The 14,687-nt window shown below is 42.8% G+C and carries 7 protein-coding genes; 4 read left to right on the top strand and 3 right to left on the bottom strand.

Translation table 11 applies throughout. The annotated features are described in order from the left end of the window. Nucleotides 1–330: 330 nt before the first annotated feature. Nucleotides 331–453 carry a hypothetical protein gene (locus KW136_RS04185; RefSeq protein ID WP_281421777.1) on the bottom strand — a complete coding sequence of 41 codons (123 nt, stop codon included), beginning with the start codon at nt 451–453 and terminating at the stop codon, nt 331–333. Between the two features lie 461 nt (nt 454–914). After that, entirely contained in the window at nt 915–3,686 is a 2,772-nt protein-coding gene (gene polA, locus KW136_RS01390) for a DNA polymerase I (RefSeq protein WP_216796643.1), read from the bottom strand. A gap of 3,304 nt (nt 3,687–6,990) precedes the next feature. Here polA and KW136_RS01385 point away from each other — a divergent pair. The 3 genes from KW136_RS01385 (at nt 6,991) to KW136_RS01375 (ending at nt 9,280) form a co-directional block, all read left to right on the top strand. Further along, complete coding sequence (locus tag KW136_RS01385) at nt 6,991–7,401, top strand: hypothetical protein (RefSeq protein ID WP_216796642.1); 411 nt, start codon at nt 6,991–6,993, stop codon at nt 7,399–7,401. 93 nt (nt 7,402–7,494) lie between these two features. Beyond that, complete coding sequence (locus KW136_RS01380) at nt 7,495–8,463, top strand: homoserine kinase (RefSeq protein ID WP_216796640.1); 969 nt, start codon at nt 7,495–7,497, stop codon at nt 8,461–8,463. A gap of 10 nt (nt 8,464–8,473) precedes the next feature. Further along, nucleotides 8,474–9,280, top strand: coding sequence for a BPSS1780 family membrane protein (locus tag KW136_RS01375; protein ID WP_216796639.1), 807 nt, complete (start codon nt 8,474–8,476; stop codon nt 9,278–9,280). A 33-nt stretch (nt 9,281–9,313) separates the two neighbouring features. Here the strand turns inward: KW136_RS01375 and KW136_RS01370 are convergent, their stop codons facing one another. Continuing rightward, on the bottom strand, nt 9,314–11,638 hold the full coding sequence (locus tag KW136_RS01370; RefSeq protein WP_216796637.1) for a UvrD-helicase domain-containing protein: 2,325 nt from the start codon (nt 11,636–11,638) through the stop codon (nt 9,314–9,316). 133 nt (nt 11,639–11,771) lie between these two features. On the opposite strand from KW136_RS01370, the gene KW136_RS01365 reads away from it, so the two are divergent. Further along, nucleotides 11,772–14,633 carry a valine--tRNA ligase gene (locus KW136_RS01365; RefSeq protein WP_216796635.1) on the top strand — a complete coding sequence of 954 codons (2,862 nt, stop codon included), beginning with the start codon at nt 11,772–11,774 and terminating at the stop codon, nt 14,631–14,633. The last annotated feature ends 54 nt before the right edge of the window (nt 14,634–14,687 follow it).

Here is a 14,687-nt window from a genome sequence, read left to right as displayed (position 1 = left end):
AAAAGACGGATTAAGTTCTGGCTTTGATTTTTGTATACTATGGTCGATTTATCTAGGGTTAATATTTAACTATCTCTATAAGAGGGTGGCTATAATACAGTGTATTCATACACTTTATCGAGTTTTAGATAAACTAATACTTATACAGCTTCTAAATTAACTGTATAGGTTACTTATAATATCGAGGATATCTAAAAATAATAGTATATGGATATCAACTTCGGCCTGTATAAGTTAAAAATTTATACTAATAAATAATAGCTACTACTTACTGCATGTAAGATGCTTATATATTATTTATTACGGTTATTATGTATCGAAAAGTTATATCTATAGCGTACAGATGATTTCCTGTGCTATACCTAGCAGTATACTTTTAGCTTGGCCTTCCTGACTATATTCAGTACCAAGAATGTCGTGATTAAACTTAATGTTAATGACGTACAGCAACATATAAAAATAGAAGCTGGATATGCTTGATATCCCACCTGACATATTCTAATAAATTCGATATTCTAGCACTTTATTTTCTATAAAAAGTTATTCGATAATAAGCATAAAATTGTATTGGGTGACACTATACGCTCAGTCTATACACGAAATAAATTAATAGTCTTAGTCTACGCTATCTTGTACTAGACTAACCATTGCTTAACTTAGTATACAGATACTACATATTATCGACTAACAGCTAGGTGAATAAGTGCTTAGATAGTATTACATGTCATTTTATTTTACACGTACACATATATTTCGGCGCTAGTTAACTTAAGTTTTACCATAAAAGTTTTAAATCGGATAAATGGTCTACGCATGTCTCTAGATTCTGCTGCATACTACAATGCTTTAATGCATATTATATTTTTTAGTATTCAGTTTTATTTAAGTGATACTTGTAATGTAAGTACACGGTTTTAATGTGCTCTTTCCCAGTTGATACCTGCACCTAACTTAGCGACGAGAGGTACATTGAGCTTTCTAATAGAGCACATCAGCTTAGGAACCTTATTACAAATAACCTCTAATTCATTATTTGGAACCTCTAGTACTAGTTCATCATGAACCTGCATAATTAACCGCGATTTGACTCCCGATTGCTCAATCCAATTTTGTACAGCAATCATAGATAGCTTAATCAGATCGGCTGCAGTACCTTGCATTGGCGCATTAATTGCGGCTCGTTCGGCGGCTTGGCGCCGCGGGCTACTACCGCCGCTAATCTCTGGAAGCCATAGCCGCCGACCGAATGCGGTTTGGACGAAACCTCGCGCTTTCGCCTCCATCCGTATTTCGTACATATAGCGCTCAACACCCGAATAGCGAGCGAAATAGCGTTCAATATAAAGCTTAGCTACAGCGCGAGCAATGCCCAAATTCGCAGCTAGACCGAACGCACTCATGCCATAGATTAAGCCAAAATTAATAACTTTCGCAATACGACGCTGCTCATTCGTGATTTCGTGCCGTATCACCCCAAAGATCTCTGATGCAGTCGCTTTGTGTACGTCTTGACCCTGTTCAAAAGCCGCTATTAGAGATTCGTCGCCAGAGATGTGTGCCATAATTCTCAACTCAATCTGCGAGTAATCGACCGAAACGATGCTGCTCCCAGGCGGGGCAATAAACGCCTCTCGGATACGCCTCCCTTCTGGCGTTCGAACTGGGATGTTTTGTAGATTCGGATCATTAGATGCGAGTCTTCCGGTCACGACTACGGCTTGTGCATAGTTAGTATGCACGCGGCCAGTATCCGGTTTTATCATTTTAGGTAGCCTATCTGTATAAGCTGATTTAAGCTTAGTTAGGGCGCGGTAGTTGAGCAACACCTTCGGTAGAAGATAGTCTTCAGCAAGCTTTTGCAATACCTCTTCATCTGTAGATGGCGCACCTGATGAGGTCTTCTTTATTACTGGAAACCGCAACTTCCGGAAGAGGATCTCGCTAATTTGCTTGGGCGAATTTAAATTAAACTCACTGCAGGCTAGTGCATACGCCTCATTTTGCAATTGGAGTATCCGAATAGAAAGCTCTTTACTATGCCCAATAAGCTTGTCTTTATCGATCAGCACACCGTTGCGCTCAATGATTTGGAGCACTCGCGATGTTGGTAGCTCGATCGAGCGGTAGATATAGCTTAGTCCTTTCTCAACTTGAATCCTCGAATACAGCACCTGGTGCAAGCGCAGCGTAATATCCGCATCCTCAGAACAATATTCCGTAGCTACGTCTACCGTAACCTTATCAAAGCTGATTTGTGCGCTACCCTTGCCAGCAATATCCTTATATTTTATCGTTTTTATGCCGAGGTGCCGCATCGCAAGCGTATCTATATCATGTGGGTAATGCGATTCAAGTACATATGATTCCAGCAGTATATCATGCTCCATGCCAGCCAGCATGATGCCATAATTAGCTAAGACCTGCGCGTTATACTTTAGATGTTGACTAACCTTCTTATGTATAGAGCTCTCTAGCCATGGCTTGAGCTTTACGAGAACTTCATGATACGGCAGTTGTACCGGATGATCCTGTCCGGAGTGTAAAAGTGGAATATATGCGGCACATCCAGGAGCGGTCGCAAATGATATGCCGATTATGCGGGCATGTAGCGGGTCTAGAGATGTAGTTTCAGCATTAAACGACGTTAGCGTCGACCTCTTGATCACTACTAACCATTTTTCAAATTGCTCCCATTTATTAATCATTTCGTACTGCCGATCAATATTAATTTCCACCCTAGTCTTGACAGCACTTGGACCTAGCTTGGCCCCACTATCAATGGTGGTCAGTATCCCCCCATTAGATTGGTTATCGAGCTCGAGAAACCATTTTTTAAAGCCATGACACAAATAAATATTACGTAATTTATCCTTGGCTTCTTCTCGTAGCTGTAGAGATTCAGTAATGGACCGAACGTGCGGGGATAGATCGCAGTTGGTATGAACGGTAATAAGCCGGCGGGCAGTAGGCAGAAAATCAAGAGCACGACGTAGATTATTGCCTAGTGCCCCTTTAATATCGTTCGCATGCGCGATGATGCCGTCTAGAGATTGATATTGCTGAAGCCATTTAAGTGCCGTCTTTGGGCCGCACTTATCTACGCCAGGCACGTTATCGATAGTATCGCCGATTAATGTTAGATAGTCGATGATACGCTCAGGAGGAACACCGAACTTCTTGATCACACTCTCGCAATCAAGCCACTCATTAGTCATGGTATTAATTAATGTAATGCGCCCATTTACTAGTTGTGCAAGATCTTTATCGCCCGTAGAGATTACCACGTTCATGCCGGATTGCGCAGCACGCACCGCTAGTGTGCCAAGCACGTCGTCAGCCTCCACGCGATTAATCACTAGCTTAGGCCAACCGAGCGCACATACCGCAACGTGAATGAGCGAAATTTGTCTAGATAAATCTCCTGGCATCAGAGAACGGTTTGCCTTATAGGCTGGGTACCAGTCTTCACGAAATGTCTTACCTTTGGCATCAAACACACATACGCCATACTCCGTAGGAATCTCGCGACGCACTCGCCTCATCATATTAATAAAGCCATACAGTGCACCAGTTGGACCACCATCTGGCCCACGCAAATCTGGAAGCGCATGGTAGGCCCGGTATAGATAGCTCGAACCATCGACTAATAGCAAAGTTTTATCATGAAAATTCCGCTTCTTAAGCATTTTAAATAAAGAGAGATAATTCTAAGTTTGGGTTAACTAGTAGACCAAAAGGCGCAACATCAAAATATCGTATTGTTATAAATATCTGTGATTATGGCGGAGTTGCTTAAGTTAGCTGAGTAGCGTTATCAAGGATTAGTCTAACTGTAAAATTAACATTTATAGTGTCGGTCCCGCCCAAACATTTGCTATCACATGCGTTATACAAAACTTTTTACGACTCTGTCTGATAGACTAGCTTTTAAAGAGGGGTTTAGCCTTTTACGGCCAGCATAATAGATGCCACATATCAAGGACGCAAATGTAAATAAAGCACCTTGGATCAATTTGAGTGCCGCGTGACTATATAAATAAAATGGCCACTACAACTAGAATAGTGTTCTATTTTCTAGATATTACTTTTCGAAACGTCTTTTTTAAAAACTCTAACACGATTAGAGAGATGCTCTCGATAGGTTTAGAGCTATCAACGTACCCATGAAAGCTCTCATTCTAATCGAGAAGAGTGGGTTCGGCATATGTCTATTATTCTAGAGGAGTTTTGTGGACTAATATGTACTTGACAGAATTAATCAGGGCTAACTAACCACGTATAATATCAAGTGAATCTAGGTAATTAATAGGATATCCCTATAGGGCGCAAGCCCTACTTAAATATACATATAGCTGACCATAAAGAGCGACAGGAATAAAATATTTTACGTATCAACAGATGCTACAGTAGAGTACTGTACTATTTATAGTACAGGCACCCAAACTACTATCAACCCGTCTGCTTTACAAAAAAATTGTAATATACAAAGCACGCTAGTTAAGAGGTAACTTAGCTTGGCCGATTTTAGAATTATGGCATGTCATGCCAGCATAGTACTTAATTAGCCTAAAGAACTAACAGCCCCCCCTAAAACCCTGAATCTTATTAATTACCACATAGCGATTATTTACCATACACCTTGAATCTACGAAATATGTTCCATAAGGTGATTTAGATATATTATTTAATAGATTTAATACTTTAAAAACTTTACTTACTATACGAATGCATAATCTATGTACTACTAGTGCGCGTTAGTAGGCTAGATATATTCTATGCGCACCCCTCCCCCAATATAGGCTAGTCGCTGAAGACTGAATTAGCTTAAGCGTATATTCAGTTAAAGAGGTAGTTATTTCTTTCGGCAATTTAATTTTTATATTATTAAGTCATCTAGATGGCCCGGGTTACTCGAGTGCTTTGAAAGAGGTATAAAATATAAAGGCGACAAATAGAACTTCATAAGCTTAGTTAAGCTAGACATAAAAATGAAAATAATTACCTAATTTTATTTAAATAATAATTTATTTATACATAGATCGCTTATCCACCAAGAGTTAGTAAATAATGTATCTGACTATCTTCGGTCACAATTAATCATCAAGTCAATTTTTTATCTTACATTTATTCTTTAAAAGAATAAGGATATATTATAAAGAGGATTTTGATCGGATTTTATGGACAGCGAATAAGTCGAAAGATATCAAAAAATCGCTAAAAGTATATAAATTAAGAGACATGTCGACTAAATAACACTCAATCTTGATCAGAAATAGGTAGTATTATAAAGAAGGTCAAACACTGCGTTGTAAAATAAAACGGGATATTAAGCTTCAGCCAGCTAAAAACGCCGCCTGGCAGCCGAGGGCTTAATAACGTCGTAGCTTAAAAGCTTTAAATAGTTTCCAGGCTATATTAAGCTAGCTTAATATAGCCTGATGTAGGCCTAAATATAAAAAATTATATCCGGATAGATACTGGAGTTAGTAAAACTATAACTGTATAAGTGTATATACGTACTATGTATTATATACATAAATCTAGAGATTTAACATATTTTGTATATTGTACATCAAGAGAGAATTTATTATATCTAGATAAGCTTGAACGAATTCCAATAAAATTGGAGTGCTCGTTTCCCGTAACAAAGCCTTGTAATAAGTGGAGAAGTTTTATTTTTAGATACAGATTAACTTAACCTGAACACGTTAGAATTAATCCGCCATGCCTAACAACTTTATTTTCAACATTCGGTACGCTTATCCAGTATGTAAAGCAATGCGCGATAAAGCCGGCAGAGAAAGCAGGTTTTCTGTACAGCTATTGCTCTATCTATTTCCAGTGCGCTCTTGATTGGCTCCGCGAGAGCGGGAATACTATTTTTAACGATTTTGGTGCTCTGATAATTATAACCATCTATAATAATGACCATGCTATAGTGGCATAAACCCGCTTAAGCGGGAGGCGCTATTATGTCTTATTAACCTGTCAAGGGCCTGCTCTATGCAATCTGTACATATAACTAGAGCATCCGTACTGATAGTAATAAATTATCGTTAGGTATCTAATACTTAATCTAAGAAAAGCTCAAAAGTATTTCATCTCTAGGTTGTGCCGCGTATCCTTAAAGAGCGCGCTAGTACACAAGAATGTTCTGTATGCGCAGACGTAATACTACAATGCGTTTCAATCTTGTCATAGAATTCGATATGCCCCACCACTATTATGGTGCAGTTACTATCAGCACGCTTTAAGTTGCGTATGATGTGCGCATATCTTCGCTATGAGCTCTACTAGAAGCTTAGATTTTAGGCTTCTGTTAAGCTTGTATTATAGCGGTCAACCCAGCTAGGATTAGAAAGTGCAGCACGCAACCCATTCAATACGATTTTTATGACTATCAAAGAGCTAATCTTAATAAACCAGTTAACGTAGACCTACGCATTTAAGCATAGCACCTAGTGTGGGAAGTTCGACGGTGGAAATTGCTGCAACGTATACGACTCACCAGTTAGTGGGGTACTAAAAAGTCTACTGGCACTATGATAAATAGTATCCAGTAGATAGGTTTCTCTAAGTGAGATCTGATATGTGTTATTAACAATATGATCTAAACGAAAAGTAGCTCACAATAGGCTATTGCGATAGATCAGATTCCAATTGGCGTTTTTTAGTTCTTTGTAATTTGCTTCAGCTGTTTGTAATAACAATTAGAAGATAATCAGTACAACCTAGAACAGGACCTCTACGAGGAAACTATAAAAAGTAGCGCTAGTTAACATGAGTACTATCTATTCGCATCCTTAAGTAGATAGTAAAGATAACAGCATAGATACAAAAGCACATTTACCTCATGCAAAACATGGCTGATCGGTATCGTTATAGAACTCGGCTGTAATGTAGAGTATTAAAAACTCGGTGGTGGCGTCACGCCGACACCTATGGTGCATACTGGTTTGGTAAAATCATCTACCGTCTCGGAGAACCATCATGAAGCCGTTCCATACTGCGCCTGGCGCAATCCCTCGCGTCGCGAACCGGGTCGAGACATTACTATTAGCAGCTGCTCTGGTGTTCACTACCAGGATAGCCGCTGCAGTTAACGTGCTACAACTGTATGCTGTACCAACCGAAACTGCCGCTACATCGCAGGATGTATATGAAACGATTATCTTCTCGAATATGAAGATAATCAGCAGAGCTATTAGTGCTCAGTATTTCGCATTCTTAAATAACATTCAACGCGTGCAGCTCGACATACTTTTACAAGAAAAGTTCGAGCAGCACATCGATTACCAAATATCGCGATCGTGGCAAACCATCCAAGCTCTTAGTCTCTCTAAACTTTGGTATACGCCGCTAGATAAGCGCGTTACTAGATGTCTCGCTGCAGGTTCATGAGAATTATAGGCCATTACATGACCTTCATCCCTGCAACTCAAGTACTGACCGCCTAGATAGCGGCAGCCCTCGAACCTATCTAATAACGTTTGCATGGCCGTTTTTACTGCCCTTTCCGAAGCCCGGCTCGCCGCTTGGGTTCAGCACTACGCGATAGGTAAGATTATCGATTTCCACGGTATTGCGTCCGGAATCGAGAACAGTAACTTTTTCTTGACAACAACTACCGGCGAATATGTGCTAACGATCTTTGAGAAACTTACTGCGCACGAGTTGCCTTTCTACCTGGAATTAATGCGCCATCTAGCAGCGCATCATGTTCCTGTGCCAGACCCTATGCGGCGCGCTGATGGCGCATTGTTCGGCATGTTAATGAATAAGCCTGCCGCAATCGTCACTCGGCTAGCTGGCTCGCCGCGGCTAGCGCCACAGGTTGCACACTGCGCCGAAGTCGGACGAATGCTAGCGAGAATGCATATTGCTGGAAAAGATATCCCGATGTATCAGCCGAATTTACGCGGCTTGCCCTGGTGGCAAGATAATGTCCCAGCAGTACTACCATATGTGACTGATTCGCAGCATCGGTTGCTAACCAGCGAATTAGCGTATCATCAGTCGTTTTTTGCGTCGCTCGACTATGCGGGACTGCCCGGCGGGCCATGCCATTGTGACTTATTCCGAGACAATGTGCTATTCACGTCATGCGACGGGCGTGATGCCCTAGGTGGTTTTTTCGATTTCTATTTTGCCGGCTGTGATAAGTGGCTGTTCGATGTCGCCGTAACTGTCAATGACTGGTGTGTTGATCTAAATACCGGGCGGTTGAATCAGGCTCAAACTCAGGCACTACTGTGTGCTTACCATGCTGTACGACCTTTTACCTCTTCCGAGACAGAGCATTGGCGTAATATGCTGCGTGCTGGGGCATTTCGCTTCTGGTTATCTCGACTCTATGACTTTTACTTGCCACGCGATGCTCACTTGCTTAAGCCGCACAACCCAGCTCATTTCGAGCAGGTGTTGCGTGAACGCATTAGCGCTGATATGTTGCCGTGGCTTTAACTATTCTGCTATGCAACTAATTGAGACGTCCGCGAAATCCGGCTATATCTGGATTGGAAAAGGCATCTGGCTTTTCCAAAAAAATCCACTAAACCTCCTAGCTCTTTTATTAACATATTTATTTTCGATGATGCTAGTCGTAAATATACCAGTCATTGGATATGCGCTATGGTTGATACTCGTACCAGGTTTCTCTATTGGGTTTATGAGCGCATGCCGCGATGTGCTTGCTAATAAACACGTTTTTCCACTCACGCTTTTTACTGGTTTTCGCTCGCATGGTCGCGGTGTCGCTTGGCGTCTGTTACAGCTCGGACTGATATACTGCGTACTAGTCACTACTAGCCTGTTCCTAAGCTCGATAATTAGCGGCGACTGGACGCCGCTGCTAAAGATTATGAGCGGCGAAGTAAAACTGGATGATGACGTCGACTATAGGCGCGTCCTCTTTTCCAGTATCGTATCCGGCTTGGTTGTCTATATGCCAACAATAATGTTGTTTTGGTTTGCGCCGGTACTCACTGCTTGGCATAGCGTGCCGCCAGTAAAAGCGATGTTTTGTAGCTTTGTTATCTGCTGGCGCAATCGTATCGCATTTCTCGTATATCTCGCTACGTGGTTCGCAGTTATAATAGTCACATCGTTAGTACTGGGTTTGGCTGTAGTAGTGTTAAACACATCAAATGGGGTTTTGACTGCATTATTACCAGTGAGTGTAATTCTATGGACAGTAATTTACTGCTCGTTTTACATGAGCTATTGTGGTTGTTTGAGTTTCGAGCCACATACTAGCCCAGGGACAGATTATATAATATAACTTCGTATATTCAATATACGACCATAAGCATTGTCATGCTGGCTGTAGTTTCGCGATCGCAAGAGCAAGCCACTTTGTGCCGTGTCGCTTAAATTCAACCCTAGCTTTTGCGTCGGACCCATCCCCCTCTAGCTCGGTGATTTTTCCTTCTCCAAATTTCGAATGGAATACAGATTTGCCAATCTGAAACACGCTCTGTGTACACTGGTTCTGGTTAACTAGCTTTAACGCTATCGTATTGTCATTAAAGTAGGCATCAGCATAGTTATTATCCAGACTGGTTCGCTGGCGCTTACTTAAATTAGATTTTGTCCTAGGTGTGGTCCACTGCAATACTCTAGTTGGTAATTCATCAAAGAAACGAGAACGTACATTATAACGTGTCTTTCCATGCAGCATCCGGCTTTGGGCGAAGGACAGATAGAGAGATTCCTTGGCACGTGTAATTGCAACATACATCAAGCGTCGCTCTTCCTCTAGCGCATCTTTTTTTATTGCACTATTCTCATGCGGGAATAAACCCTCTTCAAGTCCAGTAATAAATACAGCTACAAATTCGAGTCCTTTAGCGGCATGTACTGTCATCAATTGCACTACATTTTTCCTGGTATTGGCTAGATTATCACCAGGCTCGAGCGATGCATGCGATAGGAAGTCAGAAATCGGCGTTATCTGGTTAGGATTCTTCTGTAATTCTTCTATACTCGGCAAAGCCGCCCCGGTTTTTTCTTTATTATTATTATTTTCCCCCAGTATAACTGCATAGTTCTCAGTTGAGCATACGGGTAAAATCGAGCGCGCTGGCATAAGATTATAGCCCTCTTCAACTACGAATGCACTGGCTGCATTAACGAGTTCCCGCAAGTTTTCGATGCGCTCCTGACTCTCTGGCTTATTAGCGTAGAACTTTTCTAGACCGCTGAGGCTAATTACTGCCTCAACCATCTCCGGTAAGCTCATGGCACGGGTATTATTACTTATCCGCTCAATTAACGCGAGAAACTCGTTAAATAGCTGGCCGGCTCTGCCGAGCATATATGGAATTGCCTGCATCATCGAGCAATTATATGTACGCGCAGTATTAGCTAATTGCTCGAGTGAGCGCGTACCAATGCCACGGGCTGGAAAATTAACTACTCGATCAAACGCTATATCATCATTAAAATTATTGATGAGCCGAAGATAGGCTAGCGCATGTTTAACTTCTTGGCGCTCGAAAAATCTCAGGCCACCGTACACGCGATATTCAATTCCCGCATTGACTAGCATATGTTCGACTATACGTGACTGTGCATTGCTACGATAAAGCACCGCAATCTCATCGGGTGACAGCCCCGTATCGATAAGAGTTTGGACTTTTCCCGCAATCCAACTAGCCTCCTGTGAATCAGTCGCCGCCCCATAGGCTTGTACTAGTTTTCCGTGACAAGCATTCGTACGCAGGTTTTTACCAAGCCGCTTCGAATTATGAGAAATTAGCACATTAGCCGCGTCGAGAATATTGCCGTGTGAACGGTAATTCTGCTCAAGCTTAATTAGGTGCTGAACATTAAACTCTCGCTCGAAGTCAAGCATATTTCCCGCGTGAGCGCCGCGGAATGCGTAAATTGACTGATCATCATCTCCAACCGCAAATATCCCACCATTGCGCTCACCAGCCAAAAGCTTTATCCACGCATACTGCAGCTTGCTAGTATCCTGGAACTCATCAACCAGAATATGCTTGAAACGAGTTTGATAATATGCTCTTAGCGCGGGATTATATTGTAGTAAATTATATGAGCGCAACAGCAATTCCGAAAAGTCGACGACTCCTTCGCGTTGGCATTGTTGATTATAGGCAGAATACAGCTCTACCCACTTACGGTTGTGGTTATCACTAGCATCGATTTCTGCAGGCCTCAAACTTTGCTCTTTTGCGTTATTGATAAAGTATTGTAGACTCTTTGCGGGATATTTCTCATCGTCAATGTTTAGGCTCTTCATCAATCGTCTAATTGCCATTAATTGATCTGCTGAGTCTAGAATCTGAAAGTCTTGAGGTAATCCAGCATCTCGATAATGGGCACGCAACATCCGATTGCACAATCCATGGAAAGTGCCAATCCACATGCTATTCGTGTTAAGCGTTAGTATTTTACTTAGTCGCAATAACATTTCACGCGCTGCTTTATTCGTGAATGTAACAGCTAAAATATCAGTAGCATTTACCTCACCACACGAAATCAACCATGCAATCCTAGTAATAAGAACACGCGTTTTTCCGCTGCCCGCGCCGGCGAGAATTAGAGCTGATTCATTCGGCAGAGTCACTGCTGAATATTGTTCTAGATTTAGATTATCAAGTAAATCAGACATGAGCGATCTTAGTCACAACAAGCCTGTCATTATATCGGTATAGTCTAGCTTGATACGCTATGGTTGGCATATTACAGTCCCTATTATAATTAATTCCACTGCATTTCCACCGCCTTTCAGGCAGATTTTAACAATGAGCAACAGCGATACAACGCTTGCAAAAAATTTTGAGCCGTCAACGATTGAGGCATATTGGGGCCCAGAATGGGAAAAACGCGGCTACTCAAGGACAACTTTAGACCCACAGCGCCCTGATTTCGCAATTCATCTTCCACCACCGAACGTGACCGGCACGCTGCATATGGGTCATGCATTTAACCAGACTATTATAGATGTATTAGCTCGCTACCATCGAATGCGGGGCGATAATACGTTATGGGTGCCCGGTATGGATCATGCCGGCATTGCTACACAAATCGTCGTGGAACGACAACTCGATGCACAAAAAAAATCGCGGCAAGCATTAGGACAAGAGCGCTTTATTGAGTACGTCCAGCAATGGAGACAGGAATCGAGCTCTATAATCACCCAACAGATTCGGCGACTTGGTGCATCGACTGACTGGTCACGAGAATATTTTACGATGGATGAAGGCATGTCCCGGGCTGTTATTGATGTGTTTGTGCGCCTCTACCAGCAAGGACTAATCTATCGAGGAAAACGGCTTGTAAATTGGGATCCAAAGCTGAGGACTGCGGTATCAGATTTAGAGGTAGTCAGCGCAGAGGAGGATGGTAATATCTGGCGTATCCGCTACCCGCTCGCTGACGGCTCAGGCTGCTTAACCATAGCAACCACACGACCCGAAACGATGCTGGGAGACGTTGCGGTGATGGTTCATCCACAAGATGAACGTTATACAGCGCTAATCGGTAAGACCCTCATACTACCGCTAGTAGGACGTAAGATACCGGTAATCACCGATAATTATGTAGAACGCGAGTTTGGAACGGGCGTGGTTAAGGTTACACCAGCGCACGATTTTAACGACTATGAGGTTGGAAAACGCCATGGATTAGCGCAGATTATTGTGCTTACACCTGATGCAAAGATTAATAATAACGCGCCGGCCCCTTATCGAGGGCTTGACCGATTCGACGCGCGTAAGCGCATCGTCGCAGATCTCGACTCGCTCGGCATGCTTGAATCCATTCAGCCGCACCGGCTGGTTATACCGCGTGGCGATCGCACACAATCGATTATTGAACCCATGCTGACTGATCAATGGTTTGTTGCAATGAGCCGGCCAGCGCCTAAAGATACATTTTATCCAGGTCAGTCAATTACGCAAACCTCTCTTGACGTAGTAAGGCAAGGCCACATCAAGTTCGTACCAGAAAACTGGACTACTACATACTACCAGTGGCTGGAGAATATCCAAGATTGGTGCATCTCACGCCAACTTTGGTGGGGGCATCAAATTCCTGCTTGGTATGCAGATGATGGCCAAGTATTCGTCGCGCATAATGAATCTGAGGCGCTTGCACAGGCCCGCTTACAGGCTTATAACGGCAATCTTAAACGCGACTCGGATGTTCTTGACACGTGGTTCTCATCTGCACTTGTGCCGTTCTCCTCGCTTGGATGGCCAGAATTAACACCAGAACTCAAGCGCTTCCTACCGTCAGCGGTATTAGTCACAGGCTTCGATATTATTTTCTTCTGGGTTGCTAGAATGGTGATGATGACTACACATTTCACCGATAAAGTGCCGTTTCGCACTGTGTATGTACACGGCCTAGTGCGCGACTCTGAAGGCCAGAAAATGTCTAAAAGCCGCGGCAATACAATCGATCCAATTGATATTATTGATGGTATTGACCTGGAAAAACTTATCACTAAGCGCGTAACCGGGTTGATGAATCCAGGGCGGGCAGTATTAATCGAGCAAAAGACACGTAAAGCGTTTCCAAACGGGATTCCTGCCTACGGCACTGACGCACTCCGTTTTACAATGGCCTCGATGGCTACACTTGGGCGTAATGTAAACTTTGATCTGGCACGTTGCGAGGGCTATCGCAACTTTTGCAACAAATTATGGAACGCCACACGCTTTGTGCTGATAAAGTGCGAGGGACATAATTGTAGTATCGCTTCACATCAAGGCGACTGTGGGTTGCACGGCATGCTCCACTTCTCGCTGGCTGATCGATGGCTCATGTCGCTGTTACAAAGGGTTGCGTCAAACGTTGAGAAAGGTTTTTCTGATTACCGATTTGATAACATTGCAAGTGCGCTCTACAAGTTTGTCTGGGAAGAGTACTGCGACTGGTATATTGAGTTAGCCAAGGTCCAATTACAGATTGGTACACCAGCGCAGCAGTGTAGTACTCGACGCACTCTGCTTACGGTGCTCGAAATAATTCTACGGCTTGCGCACCCGTTAATACCGTTTATTACTGAATCGTTGTGGCAAAAAGTTGCGCCATTAGCAGGTCAATATCCGGCTGGCATTGCATCTGGAGATGCCTCTATAATGATGCAACCTTATCCGTGTAGCACGCCTAGGAAGATCGATAGGCAGGCGGAAGAATGGATGTCCGAACTAAAGGCAATAGTTGATGCATGCCGCAATCTACGTAGCCAGATAAACCTAGAACCAGCAACTCGAGTTCGGCTAATAGCAAGCGCTAATGCGATAAACTTGATGGAATTCGCGCCTTATCTGAAGGCTCTTGCGCGGTTATCGGAGGTCCAGATACTCGCAGACGAAACTGCGCTTAATCAACAGTCGCATGGTTCTCCTGTTGTTATGGTCGGCACAATCAAGCTAGTACTGAAGGTCGAGATTGATATTACTACCGAACGCAAGCGACTGACTCATGAAATTAGCCGAATTCTAGGCGAACTTACTAAATGCAATGCGAAGCTACAAAATAAGTATTTTATAGACCGCGCGCCGGCCGCTATTGTAAACCAAGAGCAGAAAAGATTGATGAATTTTAAGTCTATTCTAACGTCCTTGACGGACCAGCTTAGGAGACTTTCATCATAAAGTATAAGTATATGTAGGTTATAGTGTAAAAATGATTCTGACGGGCTGTCTATT

This window comes from Candidatus Vallotiella hemipterorum (genome assembly GCF_910593725.1).
In the GTDB taxonomy this organism is placed as follows: domain Bacteria; phylum Pseudomonadota; class Gammaproteobacteria; order Burkholderiales; family Burkholderiaceae; genus Mycetohabitans; species Mycetohabitans hemipterorum.
Note: the sequence above shows the minus strand (reverse complement) of the source record. Positions and strands in the feature narration are given on the sequence as shown.